This window comes from Agromyces humatus, assembly GCF_021228295.1.
Taxonomy (GTDB): Bacteria; Actinomycetota; Actinomycetes; order Actinomycetales; family Microbacteriaceae; genus Agromyces; species Agromyces humatus.
Genome location: NZ_JAJQPD010000002.1, coordinates 195,260 through 219,867 on the forward strand (window position 1 = coordinate 195,260; position 24,608 = coordinate 219,867).

General features: G+C 68.1%; 20 protein-coding genes and 1 pseudogene. 12 read left to right on the forward strand and 9 right to left on the reverse strand.

Translation table 11 applies throughout. From position 1 onward, the window contains the following. Positions 1-8: 8 nt before the first annotated feature. From LSF15_RS03570 to LSF15_RS03585, 4 genes and pseudogenes are all read left to right on the forward strand, one after another. Positions 9-3,452, forward strand: coding sequence for an error-prone DNA polymerase (locus LSF15_RS03570; RefSeq protein ID WP_232497153.1), 3,444 nt, complete (start codon positions 9-11; stop codon positions 3,450-3,452). Positions 3,453-3,624: 172 nt separating this feature from the next. Continuing rightward, a complete protein-coding gene (locus tag LSF15_RS03575) occupies positions 3,625-5,886 on the forward strand; it encodes an arylsulfatase (protein WP_232497154.1) in 2,262 nt (753 codons plus the stop codon). A gap of 258 nt (positions 5,887-6,144) precedes the next feature. Beyond that, positions 6,145-8,115, forward strand: coding sequence for a serine hydrolase domain-containing protein (locus tag LSF15_RS03580; protein ID WP_232497155.1), 1,971 nt, complete (start codon positions 6,145-6,147; stop codon positions 8,113-8,115). 47 nt (positions 8,116-8,162) lie between these two features. Continuing rightward, positions 8,163-8,351: pseudogene (locus LSF15_RS03585) on the forward strand (transposase); the annotation flags it as partial. Between the two features lie 556 nt (positions 8,352-8,907). Here LSF15_RS03585 and LSF15_RS18995 read toward each other — a convergent pair. The 4 genes from LSF15_RS18995 to LSF15_RS03605 form a co-directional block, all read right to left on the reverse strand. Further along, the gene (locus LSF15_RS18995) at positions 8,908-9,678 is read right to left on the reverse strand and encodes an alpha/beta hydrolase (protein ID WP_232497156.1); all 771 of its coding nucleotides are present in this window, start codon (positions 9,676-9,678) and stop codon (positions 8,908-8,910) included. Continuing rightward, the gene (locus LSF15_RS03595) at positions 9,585-10,118 is read right to left on the reverse strand and encodes a hypothetical protein (protein ID WP_232497157.1); all 534 of its coding nucleotides are present in this window, start codon (positions 10,116-10,118) and stop codon (positions 9,585-9,587) included. Before LSF15_RS03595 ends, LSF15_RS18995 begins: the two co-directional genes overlap by 94 nt. A 96-nt stretch (positions 10,119-10,214) precedes the next feature. Then, positions 10,215-11,537 carry a serine hydrolase domain-containing protein gene (locus LSF15_RS03600; protein ID WP_269756154.1) on the reverse strand — a complete coding sequence of 441 codons (1,323 nt, stop codon included), beginning with the start codon at positions 11,535-11,537 and terminating at the stop codon, positions 10,215-10,217. Between the two features lie 46 nt (positions 11,538-11,583). After that, positions 11,584-11,748 carry a hypothetical protein gene (locus tag LSF15_RS03605; RefSeq protein ID WP_232497159.1) on the reverse strand — a complete coding sequence of 55 codons (165 nt, stop codon included), beginning with the start codon at positions 11,746-11,748 and terminating at the stop codon, positions 11,584-11,586. A 123-nt stretch (positions 11,749-11,871) separates the two neighbouring features. On the opposite strand from LSF15_RS03605, the gene LSF15_RS03610 reads away from it, so the two are divergent. Continuing rightward, complete coding sequence (locus LSF15_RS03610) at positions 11,872-13,050, forward strand: serine hydrolase domain-containing protein (protein WP_232497160.1); 1,179 nt, start codon at positions 11,872-11,874, stop codon at positions 13,048-13,050. A 297-nt stretch (positions 13,051-13,347) separates the two neighbouring features. Beyond that, a complete protein-coding gene (locus LSF15_RS03615) occupies positions 13,348-13,584 on the forward strand; it encodes a hypothetical protein (RefSeq protein ID WP_232497161.1) in 237 nt (78 codons plus the stop codon). A gap of 11 nt (positions 13,585-13,595) precedes the next feature. Here the strand turns inward: LSF15_RS03615 and LSF15_RS03620 are convergent, their stop codons facing one another. Beyond that, positions 13,596-14,078 carry a DUF2975 domain-containing protein gene (locus LSF15_RS03620; protein WP_232497162.1) on the reverse strand — a complete coding sequence of 161 codons (483 nt, stop codon included), beginning with the start codon at positions 14,076-14,078 and terminating at the stop codon, positions 13,596-13,598. Positions 14,079-14,230: 152 nt separating this feature from the next. On the opposite strand from LSF15_RS03620, the gene LSF15_RS19160 reads away from it, so the two are divergent. From LSF15_RS19160 to LSF15_RS03640, 4 genes are all read left to right on the forward strand, one after another. Next, the gene (locus tag LSF15_RS19160; RefSeq protein ID WP_232497163.1) at positions 14,231-14,824 is read left to right on the forward strand and encodes a putative immunity protein; all 594 of its coding nucleotides are present in this window, start codon (positions 14,231-14,233) and stop codon (positions 14,822-14,824) included. A gap of 73 nt (positions 14,825-14,897) precedes the next feature. After that, a complete protein-coding gene (locus LSF15_RS03630) occupies positions 14,898-15,341 on the forward strand; it encodes a VOC family protein (protein ID WP_232497164.1) in 444 nt (147 codons plus the stop codon). A 112-nt stretch (positions 15,342-15,453) separates the two neighbouring features. Continuing rightward, on the forward strand, positions 15,454-16,323 hold the full coding sequence (locus tag LSF15_RS03635; RefSeq protein ID WP_232497165.1) for a DUF3097 domain-containing protein: 870 nt from the start codon (positions 15,454-15,456) through the stop codon (positions 16,321-16,323). A 191-nt stretch (positions 16,324-16,514) separates the two neighbouring features. Next, on the forward strand, positions 16,515-17,603 hold the full coding sequence (locus LSF15_RS03640) for a VIT1/CCC1 transporter family protein (protein WP_232497166.1): 1,089 nt from the start codon (positions 16,515-16,517) through the stop codon (positions 17,601-17,603). 44 nt (positions 17,604-17,647) lie between these two features. Here the strand turns inward: LSF15_RS03640 and LSF15_RS03645 are convergent, their stop codons facing one another. After that, the gene (locus LSF15_RS03645) at positions 17,648-18,124 is read right to left on the reverse strand and encodes an Lrp/AsnC family transcriptional regulator (RefSeq protein WP_232497167.1); all 477 of its coding nucleotides are present in this window, start codon (positions 18,122-18,124) and stop codon (positions 17,648-17,650) included. Between the two features lie 110 nt (positions 18,125-18,234). Here LSF15_RS03645 and LSF15_RS03650 point away from each other — a divergent pair, with 110 nt between their 5' ends. After that, positions 18,235-19,455, forward strand: coding sequence for a trans-sulfuration enzyme family protein (locus tag LSF15_RS03650; RefSeq protein WP_232497168.1), 1,221 nt, complete (start codon positions 18,235-18,237; stop codon positions 19,453-19,455). 291 nt (positions 19,456-19,746) lie between these two features. On the opposite strand, the gene LSF15_RS03655 is transcribed toward LSF15_RS03650, so the two are convergent. Continuing rightward, positions 19,747-21,543 (reverse strand): DEAD/DEAH box helicase, encoded by a 1,797-nt coding sequence (locus LSF15_RS03655; RefSeq protein WP_232497169.1) that lies wholly within the window; start codon positions 21,541-21,543, stop codon positions 19,747-19,749. A gap of 89 nt (positions 21,544-21,632) precedes the next feature. Here LSF15_RS03655 and LSF15_RS03660 point away from each other — a divergent pair, with 89 nt between their 5' ends. Then, positions 21,633-22,421, forward strand: coding sequence for an SGNH/GDSL hydrolase family protein (locus LSF15_RS03660; RefSeq protein ID WP_232497170.1), 789 nt, complete (start codon positions 21,633-21,635; stop codon positions 22,419-22,421). Here the strand turns inward: LSF15_RS03660 and LSF15_RS03665 are convergent. Together LSF15_RS03665 and LSF15_RS03670 are read right to left on the reverse strand one after the other, a co-directional pair. Beyond that, complete coding sequence (locus LSF15_RS03665) at positions 22,400-23,680, reverse strand: D-alanyl-D-alanine carboxypeptidase family protein (protein ID WP_232497171.1); 1,281 nt, start codon at positions 23,678-23,680, stop codon at positions 22,400-22,402. The genes LSF15_RS03660 and LSF15_RS03665 overlap by 22 nt on opposite strands. Then, entirely contained in the window at positions 23,677-24,495 is an 819-nt protein-coding gene (locus tag LSF15_RS03670) for a TrmH family RNA methyltransferase (protein WP_232497172.1), read from the reverse strand. Before LSF15_RS03670 ends, LSF15_RS03665 begins: the two co-directional genes overlap by 4 nt. Positions 24,496-24,608 lie beyond the last annotated feature (113 nt).

A 24,608-nucleotide genomic window follows, 5' to 3' on the forward strand; every position in this document is an offset into this window, starting at 1 on the left:
AGTGAGCCATGGGCTGGAACAACCCCGAGATCCCCTGGTCCGAGCTCGAGCGCAAGCTCTCCGACCGGCGGCGACCGGGCACGACGAAACTCATCGCCGACGGCGGCGACAGCCCGGCGTGGAGCCGCAAGCGGCACCCCTACCGTCCGGCCGAAGGGCTCGAGGCGCCGACCGGTCCCGTCGTGCCCTACGCCGAGCTGCACGCGCACTCGACGTACAGCTTCCTCGACGGCGCCTCCGGGCCCGAGCAGCTCGTCGAAGAGGCGCACCGCCTGGGACTCTCAGGGCTCGCGCTCACCGACCACGACGGCTTCTACGGCATCGTTCGCTTCGCCGAGGCGGCCGAGAGCTTCTCCGACCTGCAGACCGTGTTCGGCGCCGAACTCTCGCTCGGGCTCAGTGGCCCGCAGAACGGCTTCGCCGACCCCGAGGGCGAGCACCTGCTCGTGCTCGCCCGACGCGAGGCGGGCTACCACCGGCTCGCCGCTGCGATCACCGCCGGCCAGCTCGCCGGAGGCGAGAAGGGGCGGCCGGTGTACTCGCTCGAAGCGCTCGCCGAGCGGGCGGACGGCGAGTGGGTCGTGCCCACCGGATGTCGCAAGGGCGCCGTGCGGCGCGCCCTCGCCGACGGGGGGCCTGAGGCCGCGGCGCGCGAGCTCGACCGGCTGGCCGCGCTCTTCGGCCGTGAGAACGTCGTGGTCGAGCTCTTCGACCACGGGCATCCGAACGACCAGCAGGCCAACGACGCGCTCGCCGGCCTCGCCGAGCAGGCGGGGCTGCCACTGCTCGCGACGAACGCCGTGCACTACGCGACCCCGCCCGAGCACCGCCTCGCGTCGGCTCTCGCCGCGGTGCGCGCGCGTCGCAGCCTCGACGAGCTCGACGGGTGGCTCCCCGCGTCCGACGGGCTGCACCTGCGCAGCGGCGCCGAGATGGCCGCGCGATTCGCCCGGTACCCCGGGGCGGTCGCACGGTCGGTGATGCTCGCCGACGAGCTCGGCTTCACCCTGCGCAGCGCCCGCCCGAAACTGCCGCGCCAGCAGGTGCCCGAGGGGCACACGCCCATGAGCTGGCTGCGCGAGCTCACTTGGCAGGGCGCCGCCGAGCTCTACCCGGGCGTGCCCGAGCACGTGCGCGAACGACTCGCACGCGAGCTCGACGTCATCGAGCAGAAGGACTTCCCCGGCTACTTCCTGATCGTGCGCGACATCGTGCACGAGGCTCGGCGGCGGGGCATCCTGTGCCAGGGTCGCGGCTCGGCCGCGAACTCGGCGGTCTGCTACGTGCTGCGCATCACCGCGGTCGACTCGATCTTCTACGACCTGCCGTTCGAGCGGTTCCTCTCGGCGCTGCGCGACGAAGAGCCCGACATCGACGTCGACTTCGACTCCGACCGGCGCGAAGAGATCATCCAGTACGTCTACGACAAGTACGGGCGCCAGAACGCGGCGCAGGTCGCGAACGTCATCAGCTACCGGCCGAAGGCCGCGGTGCGCGACATGGCCAAGGCGCTCGGCTATTCCACCGGGCAGCAAGACGCGTGGTCCCGCCAGGTCGAGCGGTGGGGTGCCGTCGTCGAGACCGACGACCACGACATCCCCGACGCCGTCGTCGAGCTCGCCGAGCAGGTGCTCACCTTTCCCCGGCATCTCGGCATCCACTCGGGCGGCATGGTGCTCACCGATCGACCGGTCGGCGAGGTGTGCCCCATCGAGCACGCCCGCATGGAAAACCGCACGGTGCTGCAGTGGGACAAAGACGACTGCGCCTGGATGGGCCTCGTGAAGTTCGACCTGCTCGGGCTCGGCATGCTCGCCGCCCTGCAGTACACCTTCGACCTGGTGCGCGAGTCGACGGGCGAGGTGTGGGAGCTCGCGTCGCTGCCGAAAGAAGAGGCCGCGGTCTACGACATGCTGTGCCGGGCCGACTCGATCGGGGTGTTCCAGGTCGAGAGCCGCGCGCAGATGGGCACGCTCCCCCGGCTTCGGCCCAGGCGCTTCTACGACCTCGTCGTCGAGATCGCGCTCATCCGTCCGGGCCCGGTGCAGGGCGGCGCGGTGCACCCCTATATCAGGCGGCGTACCGGCGAAGAGCAGGTCAGCTACCTGCACCCCAAGCTCGAGCCCGTGCTCGAGCGCACGCTCGGCGTGCCCCTGTTCCAGGAGCAGCTCATGCAGATGGCCGTGGCCGTCGGCAACTGCAGCGCGGCCGACGCCGATCTGCTGCGACGTGCGATGGGGTCGAAGCGCGGGGTCGAGAAGATCGAGAAGCTGCGCTCGAAGCTCTACAAGGGCATGGCCGACAACGGCATCGAACCCGAGGTCGCCGACTCGATCTACGCCAAGATCGAGGCGTTCGCGAACTTCGGTTTCGCCGAGAGCCACGCGCTGAGCTTCGGCCTGCTCGTCTACGCGAGCTCGTGGCTGAAGCTGCACTACCCCGCGGCATTCCTCGCGGCACTGCTTCGGGCCCAGCCCATGGGGTTCTACTCGCCCGCCACGCTCACCGCCGACGCGAGGCGGCATGGGGTGCAGATGCGCCGGCCCGACATCCTGCGCTCGGGCGTGCACGCGGGGCTCGAGGCGATCGGTGCGGCTGCGGCATCCGATCGCGGTTCGATCGATTCGAATGACGGATGTCGCGCCCCGACCGGTCTCGCATCGTGCGCCGACGCGGTGCAGGAGCCCATCGGGCCGTTCGACCGTGCCGCTCCCGACCGCTCGGCCGAGCACCGTCGCGACGGAGCCTTCGCGGTGCGGCTGGGTCTCGCCGACGTCTCGTCGATCGGCACCGCCGTGGCCGAGCGCATCGTCGCCGAGCGCGAGGCGCGCGGCCCCTACCGCGACATGGCCGACGTCTCACGGCGTGCCGGGCTCGACGCCACGCAACTCGAAGCGCTCGCCGCGGCCGGCGCCTTCGACGGATTCGGGCTCGAGCGACGTGAGGCGCTGTGGCTCGCCGGTGAGGCCGCAGAAGATCGCGAGGAGTACCTCGCGGGCTCGATCGTCGTGGTGCAGCCGCCGCTGCTGCCCATGCTCACGCCCGCCGAGCAGGTGATCTACGACCTCTGGGCAACGGGCATCTCCCCCGACGACCATCCGATCCGGCACGTGCGCGAGCGGCTCGACGACCGAGGGGCGATCCGCATCGATCTGTTGGCGACCGCCGAGACCGGTCGGCGCATCGAGGTCGGCGGCGTCGTCACGCATCGGCAGCGACCGGCGACCGCGAGCGGCATCACCTTCCTCAACCTCGAAGACGAGTCGGGCACGCTCAACGTGATCGCCGGGGTCGGGGTATGGAACCGCTACCGGCGCGTGGCCCGCGAGGCGCCGGCCATGGTCGTGCGGGGCATGCTCGAACGCACTGCCGAAGGCGTCACCAACCTCATCGCCGACCGATTCGAGTCGCTCACCGTGTCGGCGCCGCACCGCTCCCGCGACTTCCGCTGACATCGCTCTGCTGCAGTTGGCGTGCCCGTGCCCGTGCCCGTGCGAGTGCATGGTGCGGCGTTCTTGAGCGCGCGGTAGCATCCGGGTGGACCGCACCCGGGGGGCGTCGCGAGCCGTCCGCTCGGCCGTTCAGAGGAGATGGACCGTGCCTGAGGAAATGGATCGTTCATCGGTGGACCGGACCGTACTGCCCCCGCCCGACCCGTCGTTCCGTGGTGAGATCGCGATGTCGTTCGAGGACTCCACCCCGGATTTCCCTGAGCCGCTCGCTGCACCGGAGGGCGCACCGAACGTGCTGCTGATCATGGGAGACGACATCGGATTCGGGCACATGAGCGCGTTCGGTGGGCCGGCGCGGACGCCGGTGTTCGACCGGCTCGCCGCGCAGGGGCTCAGCTACACGAATTTCCACACCACCCCGGTGTGCGCGGCCTCGCGTGCCGCGCTGCTCACCGGGCGCAATTCGCACGCGGTGGGCATGGGCTGCGTGCCGGAAGCATCGGCCGGGTTCCCCGGGTACAACTCGTCGATTCCGCGGAGCGCGGCGACCGTGTTCGAGATCCTGCGGCAGAACGGGTACGGCACGGCATGGATCGGCAAGACGCATCTGACCCCGATGCATGAGATCACACCGGCGGGCCCGTTCGATCGGTGGCCAGTGGGTATGGGGGCGGAGTACTTCTACGGCTTCTTCGGCCCGGGGGTCAGCCAGTGGAATCCGCCGCTCTGGGAGAACACGACCCCGAAGGAAGCGCCGAAGACGCCTGAGGAGGGCTACCACCTCGAGGCCGACATGGCGGACAAGACCATCGAGTGGATCCGTCGTGAGAAGTCGATCCATCCCGGCGCCCCGTGGTTCGCGTACTACGCCCCGAACGGGCACAAGCCACCCGTCGGAGTGCCGAAGGAATGGATCGACAAATACCGGGGCGAGTTCGACGACGGCTATGACAAGCTCCGTGATCGCATCCTGGCCCGCCAGAAGGAGCTCGGCATCGTGCCCCCGGAGACCCAGCTCTCGGTGTGGCCCGAAGCGTTGCCCTCCTGGGACGAGCTGAGCGACCTGGACAAGAAGGTCGGCGCCCGCTGGATGGAAGTGTTCTGCGGCGCCGTCGAGCACACCGACTACCAGGTCGGCCGACTCATCGACGCCGTCAGTGAGATGGGTGAGCTGGAGAACACCCTGATCGTCTACCTCGCCGGCGACAACGGGCCGACGCCCGAGGGCGGGCTGCACGGCATCATGAACAAGCTGAGCTACTACAACGGCCTCACCGAGTCGCTCGAAGACCTCGCCGCGCGCATGGACGAGTTCGGCGGACCGACCTCGCACGGCTGCTACCCGGCCGCGTGGGCCTACGCCACCTCGACGCCATACGCCTACGGCAAGATGGTCACCTCGGGCGGCGGATGCAGCACCGCGGCCGTCGTCAGCTGGCCGGCAGGCATCACCGACCAAGGCGGTATGCGGCGACAATTCCACCACCTCATTGACGTCGTGCCGACCATTCTGGAGAGCGTCGGCGTGCCCGAGCCGACGCGCGTGAACGGCATCGACCAGCAGGCGATGGACGGGGTGAGCATGGCCTACACCTTCGATGACGCCGCCGCTGCGGATCGACGCACAACGCAGTACTTCGAGCTGACCGGCAGCCGAGCCATCTACCACGACGGCTGGTGGGCGGGCACTCGGCATGGGCTCGACGGCGTGACGGCGACCACCAAGGAGATCGTCCCGTTCGATCAGGACCGCTGGGAGCTCTACGACCTCCGCAACGACTTCGGACTCGCGAACGACCTCGCAGCCACGCACCCCGAGAAACTCGCCGAGATGCAGGCCTTCTTCGACCGCGAGGCACGCGCGAACAACGTCTACCCCATGGTGAACAACTCGTTCGAACTGCTCACCGCCCAACGACCGCGACTCATCGACGGCGACGAGGCGACCTACCTCCCGGGCACGATCCGGCTCCCCGAGGACGCCGTCGTCGACATCAAGAACCGCTCGTTCGCCGTGATCGCCAAGATCGACAACCCGAACGGGGACGCCGAAGGCATGCTCGCCACCCTCGGCGGGGAGACCGGCGGATTCGCATTCTTCGTCCGCGACGGCAAACCCACCTTCCAATACAACTGGGTCAGCTTGGAGGAGTACACGATCACGTCCACCGAGCCGTTGCCGGCCGGCGAGAGCACGATCCGCTTCGATTTCGCCTACGACGGCGGAGGCATGGGCAAGGGCGGCACCGGCACGCTGTCCATCAACGGCAGGCCGGTCGCCGAAGGCCGGATCGAGAAGACCGTGCCGATCTACTTCTCGACCGACGACACCTTCGACGTCGGCGAAGACTGGGGCACCGCCCTCTCCTCCGCCTACGAACCGCCATTCCGATTCACCGGCACCCTCAAGGACATCACCATCACAGCCGGCTAGCCACGACCATCCGACAAGCCCGTGTCGCCGCGCCCTCGTCGAGTACACCCCGAGCGAACCGTCCTCCTGCGCAACACGGGCCGGGCTCATGCACTCGACTACGGACTTTGACATTTCCGAGATGGGCGATCCCCTCGAGTCATGGCCTTGCTGATGGGACCAAGGTCCCTGGCTGGCGTCGCCATTTCCGCTACCGTGTGACCGTCCCGGACCCTTCACTCGGCAGGCTTGAAGGTGATTCCAATGATCACAAGGTCCTTGGCGCGACTCGCCACAGCGGTCATCATCCTGGTCCTTCTGCTTCCTGCCGCCACGCCGACCTTCGCGGATGAGACCGAAGGCGCCCAGTCCAGCGACAGGTCTGCGGTGGCGCTCCCACCTCAGTGCGCGGCCGATTCCGCAGCGTTGGAGACTTTCCTCGACGGGCTGCTGGCGACGCAGATGAGCGAGCAGCACATCGCGGGAGCAGCAGTCTCCGTGGTGAGCGATGGTCAGGTGCTTCTCGCCAAGGGCTACGGTTACGCAGACTTGGAGAAGGGCATCCCCGTCGACCCTGAACGGACGCTTTTCCGCATCGCATCCATCACGAAGCTCTTCACATGGACGGCGGTAATGCAGCTCGTCGAGGAGGGGAAGCTGGACCTGGACGCCGACATCAACACGTACCTCGACTTCCCTGTCCCGGACACGTACCCACAACCCATAACCCTGAAGAACCTCTTGACCCATACGGACGGGTTCGAAGAACGGCTCTTGGAGGTGCTGGTGCTGACGGCGGAGGACATGGCGCCCCCGCGTGACTGGTTGATCTCGCACATGCCGGCTCGGGTCCGCCCCCCTGGCGATGTCGCGGCCTACTCCAATTACGGTACGTCGCTGGCCGGCTACATCGTTGCTCGCGTATCGGGGAAGCCATACGGCGAATACGTGCAGGAACGCATTCTGGATCCGCTCGGCATGACGCACTCGACCGTGCAGCCTGTGGCGTCATCGGACGTGCGCGCGAATCAAACCGTCGGGTACACGTACGTGGACGGGGCGTTCAAGGAATTCCCCGACTATCTGGGTCAACCCGGGATGGCCCCGGCCGGCGGGATGCTTGCCAGCGCAACGGACATCTCTCACTTCATGATCGCGCACCTCGAGGGTGGCCGCTACTCGGATGCGGACGCTCCGGAGACCCGCATCCTGGGGGAATCCACGACGCAGCGGATGCACGGTCAGTTGTTCACCCACCACCCGCGCCTACTGGGGACCGCCCACGGCTTCTTCGAGTTCACCGAGAACGGGCAACGAACGATCGGCCACAGCGGCGAGGCGGACCCGATCAGCAGCCTGCTGCTCCTGGTACCCGAACAGAAGCTTGGAGTCTTCGTTGTCTACAACAGTTCGGGTGGTTCGGACCTGACCAACCAGCATCTCGGGTTCCAGAGAGCGTTCTTCGACCACTGCTTTCCCGCGCCAGCCCTCGACCCCATCATGCCTCCGGCGGGATTCGAGGAGAGGGCGGGTCGATTTGCCGGAACCTACAAGATGACCCGCGGTTCATACACAACTCAAGAGAAGGTCACCGTCCTCATGGGTTCCGCTGTCGCAGTGAGCGATCCCGGCGACGGCACGTTGATCCTGGCGACGCCGTGGGGGGAGTGGCAGTTCATCGAAGTGGAGCCGCTGTATTTCCGTCAGGTGGACGCTCCGTTCGGTATCGCCTTTCGCGAGGACGACCAGGGACGGGTCACCCACATGTTCACCGACTACACCCCGATGATGGCGTTCGAGAAGCTGAGTTGGTATGAGGAGCCCGGTTTCAACACCGTGTTGCTCGTGACGTGCGTCGTGGCATTCCTGTCGGTGATCCCCATGGTGTCGATCCGAGCCATCCGCAACCGCCGACGGACCGGTGAGCACCACAGGCAACCTGGCGGTGCGCGCGCGGCCCTCTGGACCCTCGTTGGGATCAGTGTCCTGAATTTGCTGTTCGTTGTCGGCACTTGGCAATGGGGCGACCCGCGGCCCATGTTCGGGGTGTCCCTCATGTTCAAGATCGTGCTTGGACTGGGCGTCGTGTCCGCAGCGCTCACGATCGGCGCGACCGGCTTCACGGCGATCGCGTGGAAGAACAGGTACTGGGGCATTGCCGCCCGCGCTTACTACACCGTAGTAACGCTTGCGGCCATCGCGTTCGTCTGGTTCCTCCACTCCTGGAACCTGCTTGGGTGGCGATTCTAGGATCGGTACGCATGCTGCTGCCCCTGCCCGACGGCTACAAAACCCGACCCTGGCAGCGAGGCACGAACGAGAACACCAACGGCCTGCTCCGCCAGTACTTCCCCAAGGGCACCGACCTATCGATCCACAGCGCCGCAGACCTCGACTGGGTCGCCCAAGCACTCAACGACCGACCCCGCAAACGACTAGCGTTCAAGAAACCGATCGAATTGATCGGCGACCTACTGTTGCGATGACCGCCAGAATCCGCCGATCCGCCTGCGGACGTCCGTCGGCGGACCGTCATTCGGCTAGGTAGCCGGTACGCGGGTCGATCAGAGACAGAAACGCTCGTATCTCGGAGCGGACCTCTTCGTCGGTGAGAGGTATCGCTCCCGATCGACCTACTGAGAATCCGTATCTCGGATCCGGACCGCTAACCCATGTGCACTGGATCGAGCTGCCCTGCCTGACCGCGTCAAACGATTCACCATCAACGATGATTCTGACTGGTTCGATCACGGCGTCATGATCTCACGCACTCTTGTGCTGAGCGCGTTGATGGACCCGTCATCGGGCGGCCGCGGTGACCCTCTCTCCGCCCCGGGCCGATCATGTGAGCTGCTTGCCAGATAATGAGCCAAGGAGGTCATCGCGATCCGTCTCCCGCTTGTCCGGACCAGGCCACGTAGATCCGGTGCCGTATGAGCGCCTCAGCAGCCGTTGCGCCCACAGCGTGTGAAATCCGCTCATAGTCCGTCAAGGCCGGTCTTCTGCGTGTCAACAGGATCGATGAACCGGCTCCCAAGCCCCTCAGGGGACGACGAACGGGGCGACGGTGAGGGCGTCGACGCAGCTCTGGTCGACGGCGTCGAGGGGGTTGTCGAGGAATTCCGCTATGACGGTCGCGAAGCACTCCGGCGCCCAGCGTGACGTGGAGTGGCCGACGCCGGCGAACACGAGGTTCTGCGAGTTCGACAGGGTCTGGGTGGCGTGGGTGGCGTAGCTGGGTGGAGCGGTCGCGTCGAACGCGCCGCTTGTCAGGAGCACGGGTATGTCGCTCGTGGCGGCTACCGCCGCCTGCGCAGGAGCGGCGGGCACGTCCCACGCCGCGCAGTCGGTGAAGGCCCAGGGGAACATCGCGGGCATGTCGGTGACCGCGGTGGGAAAGCCCGGCCACGCGATCTCGCCGTTCTCCTGGAGGACGTCCAGGTCGCCGCGCCCGATCATCTCGCTGCACACGACGCCCCACTGCAGCCCATAGCTGTTGAACGATGGCGGGAAGCGTCCGGCGAGCACCTCAAGGGCGGCCTCGCTGCCGTCGCCGACGGCGAGGTTGTGGATCATCGACGGGACTTTCGGCGTTGAGCCGAGGAGAGTAGCGAACCCGACGGTGTAGGTGAGCTTGTACGCGTCGACGATCACGTCGATGTCCTCGCCGGAACCGGGATCGGTGACGCGAATGGTGCGCGGGTTCGCGGCGAGGTCGTTCACCACCTGGACGTACTCGTCGATGCCCTCGGGGAACGCCGCGAGGCATTCCGGTTGGGCCGCGCACGCGTCGTAGAGGCGCCCAGGTTCCACCCTTCTGCGGTCAGGCGGTCACGGCATTCGCTCAGGACCGCGGCGCTCTGGTCGGCGGTCGCGTGATCGCTCCACGACAGCCCTTCGGTCGACCTCATGAACTCGTCGATCTCGGGGCACGCGAGGAACGGCTCCGACTTGAGCGCGCCGCGCTGGTCGACGAAGATCACGTCGCGGTCCGGATGCCACGCCGCCGCGACCCCCGGCCCTTCTGCGATCCCGCTCCCTCCTGGCCCACCGGAGAGGAACACGATGGGATCGGGCTTGGGGTCCGGTGAGGTTGCCGGGCGCGTGGCGATGGCGAGCCTGATGGTGGGACCGTCGGGGTCGGCACGATCCTCAGGGACGGTGAGATAGCCGTACGCGAATTCGGGACCGAGGTCGAAGTCGGTGCCGGTGCCGTAGATCGGGTTCGGGCGCGGAGCAGGCTCGAATGACACTGCACTCGCCGTGGAACTTGCCGGTTTCCGGCGACGACGTGGAACTCGACATGCACTTCCGGGACGAGGGCGGCGAGGGTTCGGTGACCATTGCTCTCAATCCTCGGGTGGCAGCCCGGTGTAGCTGGGTGCGAGGGCTTCTTCGTGGGTGAGCCCGAAGTCGACGTCGGTGCCGTAGAGATCCATGGCGAGGGCCTGGAACATCCGCGTGGGCGTGATGGCATTCGGCTGCTTGGTGGACACGACCTCGATCGTCGTGTCGAGCGTCGGCGAGTACATGGTGATCGACTCGTAGCCGGCGAAGCTGCCTTCCTTCCCGATGAACCCACCGGACTCGACGAAGCCCAGTCCCTGGAGCCAGCGGCCGGGACCGTTGTAGTCGTCGGAGAAGGCGTAGGGGAACGCGCCCTCCTGCGCCTCTTCCCACACCGACGGCTCGAGCAGTGCACCAGTCGCCAACGCTCGAGACCAGACGTGCAGGTCTGCCATCGTCGAGACCATGCCTCCCTCTGCCCCGAGGCACGACTGGTGGAAGGCGGTGACGTCCTCCGCGGCGACACCTGGTGACTGGGCTGCCTCGGCGGGCTTCACGTCCCCCGTGCCGTACCCATGGGTGAAGGGCTCGCTCAGGCCGTTGCCCGAGGTGGGCAGCAGGGTGCGGTCCAGGCCGAGGGGTTCGGCGATGCGCTCGTGGATGGCCGTGCTCACGTCCTGCCCCGTGACCAGCTCCACGACCCGTCCGAGCAGGTCGTAGCCGTAGTTGCTGTAGATCCACTCGGTGCCCGGGGGGGCGAGCGCCGGCTCAGCTGCGCCGGCCGCGAGACGGTCGGCCTCGGTGCATCCTGATGTGACCAGCTTGTTCGCGTTGGCCTCCTGGGCCAGGAAGCCGGCGCCGAGACCGCTCTTCATGCTCAGCAGCTGTCGGATGGTGATCGCGTCGCCGTTGGGAACATCGGCCACCCACTTGGAGATGTGGTCGTCGAGGGACACCTCGCCCTCGCCCACGAGCTGAAGGACGAGGTTGGCGACGAAGGCCTTGGTCTGGCTGCCGACCTTGAACTGCATGTCGGTGCTGAGCGGCGCCCCGGTCTCGAGGTCGGCGACGCCGGTTGCGCTGACGAAGGTTCCCTTGGGGCTCCAGATGCCGATCAGCACTCCCGGAGTGTGAGTCACCTCCTGGAACGTCTGAACGGTCTGTTCGACCTTGGCCAGCGTCGTCGGCTCGAGCGGCCCGTCGGCCGTGCCGCTCGGTGACGACGTCGCAGCGCCGCCGCTCGGAGTCGCAGTGTCACCACTCGGTGCGCAGGCCGAGAGGGCCAGTGAGCCGACAACGATCAGAGCGACGACGGAACGGCGGACGTACCGACCGAGTCGGTACGTCGTTGGGGCGTTCCGTGTTGGGCGGATGGTCTCGGTCATATTGCTGCCGCTTCAATGGTCTTTCTACAGCGACTACCCGTCCGCGTCAATGCGTGTGGCCGACGACGCCTGACTCCGCCCGCGCGCTCGCGCCGCAAAAGGACACCGCGGTCTCCCCGGCGATCACGTGGACGCCGACCGCGTCCAGGTGGTCGAACCAGAACGGCACATCGAGGCAGTGGCGCGCATCCCCCTGGTGGGCGACGCCCACTGGAAGCAGCGCCCCTCGTGCTGTCGCTCGGTCCGCCAGAGGACTACACTCCAACTCGAATCGGGGTGACGCATGCCCAGCAGGTTACGCACGGCGAGGATGGGGTTCGTTGTCGCGCTCGCGATGATCGTCGCGACGGGATGCGCGGTCACCGACGCGACCGAATCGACCCAGGTCACACCCTCGGCCGACACCGCCCCTGCCTACTGCCGGGAGATGGAGCCCACGCTGGCTGATCTGGTCGATGGGATGCTCGTGCCGGGGGCGGTCGTGCTCGTGCGCTCGCCGGACCTGGGCGACTGCTTCCTCTCGTTCGGCACCCGCAGCCTCGACGAACAGCAACCCATCGGCCTCGACGACCAGTTCCGGATCGCCAGCAACACCAAGACGATGACCGGGACGGTCATCTTGCAACTCGTGCAGGAAGGCAAGCTTCGCCTCGACGATCCGGTCTCGATGTATCGCGACGACGTTCCCAACGGCGAGAACATCACCATCGAGCAGTTGCTGAGCATGCGGAGCGGCCTCGCCGACTTCAGCTTTCTGCCCGAGTTCGCGCAGTCGATGGATGAGACGCCGGATCGAGTGTGGACGCCCGACGAGATCCTTGCGCTCTCGTTCGGGCAACCGCCCGCTTTTCCCCCGGGGGAGGGGTTCCTCTACTCGAACGCCAACACTGTGCTGTTGGGACTGATCATCGAGGACCTCACCGACGGGTCACTGGAGGATGCGTTCGAGGCGCGGATCTTCGGCTCGCTCGGGCTCGATCGCACCCTGCTGGCCCCTCCGACTATGAGCACCATCCCCGAGCAGCATGCCCGTGGTTACCTGTTCGGGTCAGTGGCCGAATTCGTGGCAGGCGGCGACGTGCTTTCACCGGAGCAGGTGGCCGAGGCCCGCGCCGGCACGCTCGTCCCCAACGACGTCACCGATATCAACCCGTCGTCGGGATGGGCCGCCGCTGCCGGGATCTCTACCACGGACGAACTCGCCCGCTATGTGAAGGCTCTCGTGGGCGGCGACCTGCTGAGCGAAGAGATGCAGCAGCTGCGCCTCGACAGCGTCCGACCGATCGATCCAGACAACCCCGACAGCCCCGCCTACGGACTTGCGATCGTCAAATACGGCCAGCTGTATGGACACACGGGCGAAGTCCCGGGCTACAACAGCTTCATGGGGTATGACCCCGAACGCGACATCACCGTGATCGCCTGGGCGAACATGATATCTGGTCCCGACGGTCGACTGACAGGCGCTGTGCTCTCGCAGGCCGTCATCGACGAGCTCTACCCGGCGCCGTAGACGGGCCCGCGCGTCTTCTCGGTTCCCGCATCACGAGCGACCTCAGCGGGCGAGCAGTTCGAGCGCGGCCATGGCGGCGTTGTGTCCACCGGTAGCGCTGCCCGCCCTGTCGATCTAGTACGCGACTCAGTTCCTCGAACACTTCATCGGCGCGGTCACGCTGAACCCAAGAGAACCGTCAAGACGGCTTCCGATCCGCCTACGCGACTCACCTGTCGCGCTCAGGGACTCGCTATCAGGTTGCCATAGCCCCGATCGGTAGATCGAGGATCTGGGGCGGCGGGGTAACTTGGGCCAATGAGCCAGCGCCAGACAACCCACTTGGGCATGGTCGGTGGCATCGTCGCCCTGGTAGGTGGAATCGTGTCTCTCGTCTATCTGTTACAGCCGTGGCGCACCTGTCCCGGAGAGGACTCCCCCACTGCCTGTGCGATGTTGCCGCTGGATGCAGTCGTGATGACGATCGCAATTCTTGCGACGATCGTCGGGGTAGCAGTCTTCGTACTTGGCCTCGCCAAGATTGGGCGAGCTTGAGAGCGCCGGGGCTATTGCCGAGCATTGGCAGGTCGCGGCGCCCAATCGTTGCCATCTTCAAGTGTGAATTCCAACGCCTTGCGTCTCAGGACGATCGCGCAGATGACGACCGCGAGGGAGACGAGGAGACCGAAGAGCATCGGTGGTCCGCCGACGCCTGCGACGGATCCGGCATGTACGAAGACACCGACGAACATTGCGCCCGACGAACCGAGAGCCACAAGTAGGGCGATCGCCCACCACCTCTTTCGCCGGGTTCGGGTGTTCCCGCCCGCGGCCGAGAGCACCTGCCACCCGGCCAGCAGGGCCAGCTCAAACAGTCCGATCGCGACCCCGATGACGATGACGTAGGGACGCGCCAGGTCCGCATATTCGGGGTATCGGGCTGCATACTCTGCCGCAGCGGTCGGAACGAGCCAGAACTGCATCAGCAGTGCGACGAAGAACAATACGCCCAACGCAATGCGAACGACTGGAACGTTCTGCTTGGACATGATCATCATCGTCTCGCCTTCGTCATTCACACGATAGTGACGATGAGGTGAGCCGTGCGGGACAGAATCTGGACCGCGTGCCGCGCGACAAGGTTCTGCGGGTTGGTCCGCTTAACGGATCGGCCTGCGGGCCGTTGTGCGAGGCTGCTGATATGCCTTCCCCGCAGTCGCTCAGCGAATCCGATCGCCGCCAAGTCGCAGGGTGGGCGGCAGAGTGTGCTGAGCGAGTCTTGGTCTTGTTCGAAGCGGAGGCTCCGGCCGATGGTCGACCACGTGACGCCATCGCTCGAACGCGGGCATTCGCTCGCGGTGAACTCGACGCTGCCGGAGAGATACGCCGACGATTCGTTGCTGGTCGGGCCGCGCACGCAGTGAGCTCTCCCGCGGCCGTGGCTGCTGCCCGGGCTGCCGCACAAGCCGCGGGCGTCGCTCACATGGGCGCACACGCGCTCGGCGCAGCCGCCTACGCTGCGAAGGCGGCCGGGCTTGCCGCTCCGGATCGGCACCAGGCCGTCCACGACGAGATCTCCTGGCAGCTCGAGCGCATGACCGACCAGACGAGGTCCGCGCTTCGGCAGCTGCCGCTGGTTGGTGAGGACTCCGCGGGTCCTCTCGGCTCAGGACTTCTCGCGTCGGGCATGCTCGGGTCGATCATTCGGGAGATTCAAACGGCCCTTCGCGGAACCTCACCGCGGAACGGCGGCCCGGTAGGCGAGCCTCCATCCGGTAGGTCATCAAGCGGATAAGGATCCGTCCATGCTCTGCCTGGGACCTCTCTGCTGATGGAGCTGACCGGCCAGCCTCGCTAGCATGCACCGCATGGCAATCACTCTTGAGAACGTTGGCATCGCCGTTCGCGACCTCGAGGAAGCAATCGCCTTCTTCACCGACCTCGGCCTCGCCGTCATCGGCCGTGACACGGTCAGTGGGGAGTGGACCGACACTGCGGTCGGCCTCACTGGCAATCACGCCAACATTGCGATGCTGCAGACACCAGACGGTCGTGGTCGACTCGAACTCTTCGAGTACATCCATCCTGACGCGATCGAATCGGAACCCACTCGTCCCAACGAGATCGGCATGGACCGCGTCGCCTTCTCAGTCGACGACATCGACGAAGCGCTGGAGATCGCCGCGAAGCATGGCTGCTTCCCGCTGCGCGGCGTGGCGAACTACCAGGACGTCTACAAGCTCACCTACGTCCGCGGTCCCAGCGGAATCCTCGTGATGCTCGCCGAAGAACTGACGAAGCCGGAGAGCTGAAGAAGCGGGACGACTGATCGAGGCATGTGCTGAGGGCTGACAAGTGGTGGTCTCCTGGTGCAGCAGCCGTGTCGTCGCCCGGCAGAGCCGGCGCATCCGTTAACCTCGACCGGTGCCCGCGACATCCAATGACAGCTTCGGCCCCGATCGGTACGGCAGCGATGTGCTCGCCGGCGACTGGAAAGCCCGAACGCGCAAGGCGATCCCCGCGGTCGACGCCGAACGCGACCTCGTCGTCGAGCTCGCGGAGAGCGGCTTCTGCGGTGCGATCGTCGGTCTCGAGAAGGGCGTCGTCACCCTCGAAGACCGCTTCGGCGCGAAGCGCATGTTCCCCCTCGGCCACGGTTTCCTCGTCGACGGCGAGGCCGTGCAACTCGTCGCCCCCAAGCCCAGGGCGACGCAGGGTCGACTGCGTACCGCCTCGGGGTCGTTCGCCGTCGACCGAAGTCCGGCTCGGGTCACGTTGCCGAGCCGCATCTTCGTCGAGGGACGGCACGACGCCGAGCTGGTCGAGAAGGTGTGGGGCGCCGACCTGCGCATCGAAGGCGTCGTGGTCGAGTACTTGCAGGGCGTCGACGTGCTCGGCGATGTGCTCGCCGAATTCCGTCCCGGTCCCGGGCGCAAGGCGGGCGTGCTCGTCGACCACCTCGTTCCGGGGTCGAAGGAACAGCGCATCGCCGACGCCGTGGCCCGCGGCCCTCACCGCGCGCACGTGCTCGTGGTGGGACATCCGTTCATCGACATCTGGCAGTCGGTGAAGCCCGCACGACTCGGAAAGTCGGCCTGGCCGGTCATCCCGCGCGGCACCGAATGGAAGCACGGGGTGTGCGAGGCGTTCGGCTGGCCGCACGCCGAACAGGCAGACATCGCGAGGGCGTGGCAGCACATCCTCGGGCAGGTGCGCGGGTACGGCGATCTCGAGCCCGCGCTGCTCGGCCGAGTCGAGGAGCTCATCGACTTCGTGACGACGCCCGCAACGTGATCGGGGCGCCGCGTCGGAGGCGACCGCAGTACGCCGGTTCGGCGTTCCGAAATGCTGCAAATCCGTGCGATTCCGCCGATCTACGCACTACCGCCGGTTATGGTGGCTGACGGCCGCGAATGCGGCGGAGACGTGACGGAGCGCGAGGCCCCGGGCGCACCGCCCGGCCGCGCGCTCGCGAATGGAGCACCTTGACCGAGCCGACGGCCACCGCGGCAGACCGCGCCAAGTGGCGCCGCTATCTCGCCGACGAGCGTGCCGAAGCCGCGGTGTACCGCGAGCTCGCCGCACGCCGTGAGGGTGAGGAGCGCGAGATCCTGCTGGCGCTCGCCGCAGCCGAGGGGCGCCATGAGGCGCACTGGCTGCGCCTGCTCGACGGTGACGGCGCGGGAACCCCGCGTGCCGACATCCGCACCCGCATTCTCGGCGCGCTCGCACGCCGCTTCGGCTCGATCTTCGTGCTCGCCCTCGCCCAGCGCGCCGAGGCGCGATCACCGTATGCCACCGACCCCGACGCCACGCCCGCCATGGCGGCCGATGAGCGCATTCACGGTGAAGTGGTGCGCGGACTCGCCGCGCGCGGACGGCGGCGTCTGGCCGGCACGTTCCGTGCGGCGGTGTTCGGCGCCAACGACGGCCTGGTCTCGAACCTCGCGCTCGTGCTCGGCATCGGCGCGACCGGCGTCTCGAGCGGGGTCGTGTTGTTCACGGGCATCGCAGGCCTCCTCGCGGGTGCCCTGTCGATGGGTGCCGGCGAGTACGTGTCGGTGCGATCGCAACGCGAGTTGCTCGAGGCGTCGGCGCCCGACCCGACCGCTCGCGAGGCGCTCGTCGACCTCGACGTCGACGCCAACGAGCTCGCCCTCGTCTATCGCGCGCGCGGCATGAATGAGCAGGATGCCGCCGAGCACGCAGCCCTCGTCGTCGCCAGGGTGCAGGCCGCCGGGCGCGGCACCGCGCCCACCGATGCGCTGACCGTGGCCGAGCACGACGACGACGCGGTCGGCACCGGACTCAACGCGGCGATCTCGAGCTTCTTCTTCTTCGCGTCGGGCGCGCTCATCCCCGTGCTGCCCTACCTGTTCGGCATGAGCGGCATCGCCGCGGTTGTCACCGCAACGGTACTGGTGAGCATCGCCCTGCTCGCGACCGGTGCGATCGTCGGCCTGCTCTCGGGTGCGTCACCGCTGAAGCGTGCGGTGCGCCAGCTCGCGATCGGCCTCGGCGCTGCCGCCGTGACGTACCTGCTCGGCCTCGCCTTCGGCACGACGCTCGCCTGATCGGTTCGGTTCCCGGCTCGACGGCCGGCGGCGACCGACCGGCCTCAGCCGACGAGCTTGTTCCATCCGTCGCCGTCGACGTGCTCGAAGATGAGGTTGGTCTCGGTATGCGCAACGGCCGGATGTCCCGTGAGATGGGCGAGCACGAACTCGCGAAGCTCTTCGGCGTCGCGCGCGGCGACATGCAGCAAGTAGTCTTCGGCGCCCGCCATGTGGAATACGCCGAGCACGCCGGGCAGATGCGGCACGGCGGCACGGAATGCGTCGATCTCGCCGCGATCGTGCTTCACGAGCCGAATCGCGATGAGCGCCTGCAGCGAGACTCCGAGCGAAGCGAGATCGACGTCGACGCGATAGCCGCGTACGGTGCCGAGCGACTGCAGTCGGCGTAGTCTCAACGAGACGGTCGACTCGGCGACGCCGACCTCGGCGGCGAGGGCGGCACCCGATGCGCGTGCGTTCGTCGAGAGCGCGGCCAGCAGCGCACGGTCGACGCGGTCGAGTTCGGGTTTCTGCGCCATGGGCTGGCTCCTTCGGCGTTCATTCTGCAGAACATTCGGGATTTCGATCATATCGCATCGATCCTGCACGGGCATTTGCTTCGATCGCAAGAATCTGCTTCATTCGAGGCATGCAGACATCGTCGTCGCACCTCGAGACCCGCGCCGTCCACGGCGGAATGACCGGAGTCCGAGAGAGCGGATCCCACGTGCCCGTCATCGACTTCTCCACCACGAACCCCCTCGGCTCCGTCGAGACCGGCGGTCTCTCCTACGAGGAGCTCGCGACCGGGCATGACCTCGGCGACGGCCGCTCGGCGGTGTACCAGCGACTCTGGCAGCCCGGCGTCGCTCGCTTCGAGGAATCGCTCGCCGGACTCGAGGGCACCGAGGGCGCGGTCGCCTTCGGCTCCGGGATGGCGGCGCTCGCCGCGACGCTCATCGCGACCGCCTCGGCCGGTCGCCCCCACATCGTCGCGGTGCGTCCGCTCTACGGTGGCACCGACCACGTGCTCGCGAGCGGACTGCTCGGCACCGAGGTGACCTGGGCGGAAGTCTCGGAGATCCGCAACGCGATCCGCGCCGACACGGGTCTCGTCATCGTCGAGACGCCCGCGAACCCCACGCTCGAACTCGTCGACCTGCGCGAGATCGCCGATGCGGCGGGTGACGTGCCGCTGCTCGTCGACAACACCTTCGCCACGCCCGTGCTGCAGCGCCCCGTCGAGCACGGCGCGACGCTCGTGCTGCACAGCGCCACGAAGTACCTGGGCGGCCACGGGGACGTCATGGGCGGGGTCGTCGCCGCCGACCGCGAATGGATCGAACGACTGCGCCAGGTGCGGGCCCTCACCGGCGGACTCCTGCACCCCATGGCCGCGTACCTGCTGCACCGCGGGCTTCGCACCCTGCCGCTTCGCGTGCGGGCACAGCAGTCGAGCGCACAGATCATCGCCGAGCGACTGCTCACGCACCCAGCGGTCGCCCGCGTGCACTACCCCGGGCTGCCCGGTCAGGATCCTGCAGGCCTCATCGGCCGGCAGATGGAGGGCGCCGGTTCGATCATCGCGATCGAGCTCGCCGGCGGCTACGGCGCAGCCGCCCGGTTCACGGAGTCGTGCGAGCTCATCACGCACGCCGTGTCACTCGGCGGTGTCGACTCGCTCGTGCAGCACCCGGCATCGCTGACGCACCGGCCAGTCGCCGGCGAAGCCAAGCCGGGCGCCGGCGTCGTGCGGCTCGCCATCGGGCTCGAGCACGTCGACGATCTGACTGCCGACATGATGGAAGCGCTCGACGCCGTCATGACGATGCCGCCTGCGGACGGCACGGCCTCGACTCTCGCCGCCTGAGACGCGTGCGACGCCTGAGACGCGTGCGAGAGCAACGCGACAGGCGTCGAGGGCGGCGCCGGCACCGCCGACACCGCCCTCGATGGACTCCGACCTACGCCGCCAGCCTCGGCGACCTCGGGGGTGACCGCGTCGCCCAGGTCTTCGGCGATGGCGGCGAAGAGGTGCTCGTAGACGTTTCTCCTCAGAGCGTCTACTGGTATCCGATTCGCCAGATCCGCTCCATTTCTCCACGCCGTAGAAACCGAATCCAAATCGGGCCTCAGCCGCACTCCGTGGCGCGCGACACCCTCACCTGCTGCCGAGCCGCCGCCTGAGCAACTCGATGCGGGACTGCAGCTGGGTCACGGTTGCCTGCGCCACCGCGGGGCCGCCGCACACGCGGCGCAGTTCAGCGTGCACCTGCGAGTGCGCCTCGCCGGTGTGCCGTGCCCACAGCCCGACGAGACTGTTGAGCAATGCCCGCTGCTCTTTGAGGGTGCGATAGAGGGCCACCGGCTCGGGGGCCTCGGTCTCGGCCGCGTGCCGACGTCGATCGCCGGCCCGGCGCGCCTGCCGCGCCTGGCGATGTCGCAGCAGCTCTGACACCTGCTCGGGCTCGAGCAGGCCGGGTATGCCGATGAAGTCGTACTCCTCGTCGCTTCCGGGCTCGGCGAGCGTGCCGAACTCGGTGCCGTCGTAGAGCACCCGGTCGAACGAGGCGTCGGAACCGATCGCCTCCCAGGTGCCGAGCTCGAGCTCTTCGGACGCGCGTTCCTCACGATTCGCCGACTCGAGCAGGCTGTCGTCGAGCGCGTCGTCGTCGGCATCGCCGCCACGGCGGTCGAGGGCATGATCGCGCTCGAGTTCGAGCTGCGAGCCGAGGCTCATGAGCACGGGCACGTTGGGCAGGAATACCGAGGCCGTCTCGCCCCGGCGCCGTGCCCGCACGAAACGGCCGATGGCCTGCGCGAAGAAGAGCGGCGTCGACGCGCTCGTGGCGTAGACGCCGACCGCGAGCCGCGGCACGTCGACACCTTCGGAGACCATGCGCACCGCGACCATCCAGCGGCGGGTGTTCGCCGAGAACTCCTCGATGCGCGAGCTCGCCTCCTTCTCGTCGGAGAGCACGACGGTGACCGGGTCGCCGCTGACCTCTTCGAGGATCTTCGCGTAGGCGCGCGCCATCGACTGGTCGGTGGCGATGACGAGCCCGCCGGCGTCGGGGATGCCGTGCCGCACCTCGGTGAGGCGCCGGTCGGCGGCGCGGAGCACCGCAGGGATCCACTCACCCGTGGGTTCGAGCGCCGTGCGCCACGCCGATGAGGTGATGTCTTTCGTGTTGTCTTCGCCGAGCCGGGCTTCCATCTCGTCGCCGGCCTTCGTGCGCCAGCGCATGTGGCCCGCGTAGACCATGAAGATCACGGGGCGCACGACGCCGTCGGCCAGCGCCCGGCCGTAGCCGTAGTCGTAGTCGGTCTTCGAGAGACGCACACCCTGCGCGTCGGGCTCGTAGTGTACGAACGGGATCGGCGCGGTATCGGAGCGGAACGGCGTGCCCGTGAGCGAGAGCCGCTTCTCGGCCGGCTCGAACGCCTCGCGGATCGCGTCGCCCCACGACAGGGTGTCGCCGCCGTGGTGCACCTCGTCGAGGATGACGAGCGTGCGGCCCGACAGGGTGAGTTCGCGGTGCAGCGCGGGGCGCATCGCGACCTGCGCGTAGGTGACCGCGACCCCGTGGAAGTGCCGGGCGCTGCGGCCGTGGGCGTTGCGGAAGCCCGGATCGAGTCGAATGCCCGCGCGGGCCGCGGCATCGGCCCACTGCCGCTTCAAGTGGTCGGTGGGTGCGACGACGGTGATGCGGTCGATGATGCGCCGCGCGCGCAGCTCGGAGGCGAGCCGCAGGGCGAACGTCGTCTTGCCGGCGCCGGGCGTCGCCGCGGCGAGGAAGTCGCGCGGCAACTCGGCGAGGTATTGCTCGAGCGCCTCGGCCTGCCAGGCCCGGAGCTTCGACGCGGTGCCCCATGCGGCCCGCTCGGGGAAGGACGGGGAGAGGTGTTCGGCTGCCGACGTGCCCGGTTGGGGGCCGAAGGGGGTCGAGGTGCTCACTGGATTCGAGGGTAGCGGAGGCGTGCGACATCCCCGAACCGCGGCCTCGATCGCCCACCTCGGATCGATGACCTTGGCACAATGGGGGGATGGTCGCGCAGCAGCATCCCTGGTCTCGCTACGTCGCGCTCGGCGACTCGTTCACCGAGGGCATCGGCGACCCCGAGCCCACGGTGCCCGGCGGCCACCGCGGCTGGGCCGACCGCGTCGCCGAGGTGCTCTCGCAGGGCACCGAGGACTTCGCCTATGCGAACCTCGCCGTGCGCGGCAAGCTCATCCAGCAGATCATCGACGAGCAGCTCGAGCCCGCCCTGGCCCTGCGCCCCGACCTCATCACGATCTCGGCCGGCGGCAACGACGTGATCCGGCCCGGCACCGATCCTGACGAGATCTCGGCGCGCTTCGAGTACGCGATCGAGCGGCTCTCGCGCGACCACGCGACCATCGTGATCTTCACCGGCGTCGACGTGGGCTTCTCGCCGGTGTTCCGCGGTATCCGCGGCAAGGTCGCGATCTACAACGAGAACCTGCGCACGATCGCGCAGAACTACGACTGCATCGTGGCCGACCAGTGGGCGCTCACCGACGTGCAGGACCAGCGCATGTGGTCGCCCGACCGCCTGCACCTGAATTCGCTCGGCCATCACACCGTCGCACGCATGGTGCTGGCGGCACTCAACGTCGAGAACTCACTCGAGCCGATGAAGCCCGAGCCACTCCCCCACGGCACCTGGCGGCAGGCACGCGTCGAAGACCTCAACTGGGCGCGCGAGTACCTCGTGCCGTGGGTGCTGCGGCGCATCCGCCACCAGTCGTCGGGCGACTTCGTCACCGCGAAGCGACCCGATGCGGCACCCTACCTGTCGTCCACCGACTGAGGCGCAGCGGCGTCGAGTGCACCGGGGTTCGTGAGGCGCCACCACGTGCCGGGGTCGTCGATGTCGGCGTCGAGCACCAACGGCACGGTGAGCTCCTGAGTGCCCGCACGCACGATCGCGGTGCCGACCTGCTCGCCGCTCGACGCGAGCGCCACGGGTTCGGCGTGCACCTCGACTTCGACCGGAGTGTCGCTCCAGACGATGACGGATGCCCCGTCGGCGGCTCTCGCCCGTGCCGAATCACCCCATGGCGTGTCGTACTCGGCGAGCTGCTGCCCGGCTTCGAGCGGCGCGACCTCGTGGAATCCTGGCGCGACACTGTCGAGCAGTGCCGCGATCGCGCTGCGCAGCACGGCGTGGTTCTCGCCGCCGAGCAGCACGCCGACGATCGTCACGGTCGACGAGCCAACGGCGAAGTCGGCGGAGAAGAGCAGGTTCGCCGCGTCGTCGGTCGTGCCCGTCTTGATGCCGTCGACACCGTGCGTGCCGAGGAGCTTGTTCGAGTTCTCGAGCGGGCCGAGCTCGGGTACGACGACGCGCTGCGTCGCGACGATCTCGGCGAGGGTGGGCTCGGCCAGGGCGAGCTTGCCGAGCGCGATGAGGTCGGTCGGCGTGCTGACGTTGTCGAGCGAGAGCCCGCTCGAATCGGCGATGCGCGTATTCACGAGACCGTGCTCGTCGAGCCACGCACGGGCCACGGCGAGGAATTCGTCGCCCGAGCCGAAGGCCCAGTTGGCGAGTGAGATGGCGTAGTTGTTGCCCGAGGGCAGCAGCATCGCCTCGAGACTCTCGCGAAGCGTGAGCGACGAGCCCGCCGCGACGGGTGCGACGGAACCGTTCTGGGCGACCATGTCCCAGTAGATGTCGATGTCGGCCTCGGTGTAGGCGATCTCGGGGCCGGCTTCACCCGGCGGGATCGCGTGGGCGTCGAGGATGACGAGCGCGGTGATGACCTTGGTGATGCTCGCACTCGGCATCGGTCGGTCGGCCTCGCCCGCGGCGAGCAGCCCATCGAACCCGACCGCGCCGACGGCGTAGCCGCCGAAGCCCGGCAGCACGAGTGCCTGCGGCTCGGCGGCCAGAGGTTCGGGTGCGGAAACTTCAGGAGCAGCGGCAGGGATCGGCGCGCCCAGCGCATTCGCGGTGTACACGCCGCCCCCCACGAGCAGCGCGAGGACGAGGGCGAGGGCACCGAACACCACGATCCGGCGGCGCTGGTAGACGCGCCTGCGCGCGTCGGGCGTGGATCGATCGGTCATGCGCCGTCCTCCGCCTCGACCGCGAGGGCGTAGAGCACGACTGCCGCGGCGGCCGCGACGTTGAGGGAGTCGACGCCGTGTCGCATCGGGATCGTCACCACGCGGTCGGCGGCGTCGAGCGCGTGCGTGCTCAGGCCGTCGCCCTCGGCTCCGAACACGAGCGCGAGCCGCTCGGGCGGGGCGGCGGCGAGCTCGCGCAACGAGATCGCGCCCTCGGCGAGAGCGAGCGCTGCAACGTCGAACCCGGCACCACGGAGCATCCGCTGCGCTTCGGGCCATTCCGGAAGCCGCGTCCATGGAACCTGGAAGACGGTGCCCATGCTCACGCGCACGCTGCGTCGGTAGAGGGGGTCGGCGCAGCGTGGGCTCACGAGCACCGCGTCGGCGCCGAGCGCCGCGACCGAACGGAAGATCGCCCCGACGTTGGTGTGGTCGACGATGTCCTCGAGCACGACGACCCGGCGCGCGCCTGTCAGCAGCTCGACCGGGTCGGGCAGAGCGGGCCGCTCGAACGCGGCGAGGGCACCCCGATGCACGCGGTATCCGGTGATCGCCTCGAGCTGGTCGGCGTCGGCGAGATGCACGGGGACGTCGAACGGCGAGAGCGCCGATTCGAGGCCCGTCAGCCACTTCTCCTCCATCAGCACCGACCGCGGTCGGTGCCCGGCGGCGATCGCGCGGCGGATGACCTTCGCCGATTCGGCGATGTAGAGCCCCCGCTCGGGCTCGTGCGCGCTGCGCAGCGCCACGTCGGTCAGCCGAGCGTAGTCGGCGACGGAATCGGATGCCGCGTCGCGGACTCGTTCGATGTGCATGGGTCTCCTCCTCTCAAGGGTGCCAGTCGACGAAACAAACCGGAAAACCGACGCGTCTAGACTCAGCCGTACCGGTCGAAGGGAGACCACCGTGGACATCGGACTCGAGGTGC

Excerpts from the sequence above, each read along its gene's own strand:
- LSF15_RS03610 (WP_232497160.1), top strand. The coding sequence starts at position 11,872 with ATGATCGTCGCGACGGGATGCGCGGTCACCGACGCGACCGAATCGACC.
- LSF15_RS03615 (WP_232497161.1), top strand. The coding sequence starts at position 13,348 with ATGAGCCAGCGCCAGACAACCCACTTGGGCATGGTCGGTGGCATCGTC.
- LSF15_RS03670 (WP_232497172.1), bottom strand. The coding sequence starts at position 24,495 with ATGCACATCGAACGAGTCCGCGACGCGGCATCCGATTCCGTCGCCGAC.
- LSF15_RS03645 (WP_232497167.1), bottom strand. The coding sequence starts at position 18,124 with ATGGCGCAGAAACCCGAACTCGACCGCGTCGACCGTGCGCTGCTGGCC.
- LSF15_RS03630 (WP_232497164.1), top strand. The coding sequence starts at position 14,898 with ATGGCAATCACTCTTGAGAACGTTGGCATCGCCGTTCGCGACCTCGAG.
- LSF15_RS19160 (WP_232497163.1), top strand. The coding sequence starts at position 14,231 with ATGCCTTCCCCGCAGTCGCTCAGCGAATCCGATCGCCGCCAAGTCGCA.
- LSF15_RS03665 (WP_232497171.1), bottom strand. The coding sequence starts at position 23,680 with ATGACCGATCGATCCACGCCCGACGCGCGCAGGCGCGTCTACCAGCGC.
- LSF15_RS03600 (WP_269756154.1), bottom strand. The coding sequence starts at position 11,537 with ATGACCGAGACCATCCGCCCAACACGGAACGCCCCAACGACGTACCGA.
- LSF15_RS03570 (WP_232497153.1), top strand. The coding sequence starts at position 9 with ATGGGCTGGAACAACCCCGAGATCCCCTGGTCCGAGCTCGAGCGCAAG.
- LSF15_RS03650 (WP_232497168.1), top strand. The coding sequence starts at position 18,235 with ATGCAGACATCGTCGTCGCACCTCGAGACCCGCGCCGTCCACGGCGGA.
- LSF15_RS03660 (WP_232497170.1), top strand. The coding sequence starts at position 21,633 with ATGGTCGCGCAGCAGCATCCCTGGTCTCGCTACGTCGCGCTCGGCGAC.
- LSF15_RS03620 (WP_232497162.1), bottom strand. The coding sequence starts at position 14,078 with ATGTCCAAGCAGAACGTTCCAGTCGTTCGCATTGCGTTGGGCGTATTG.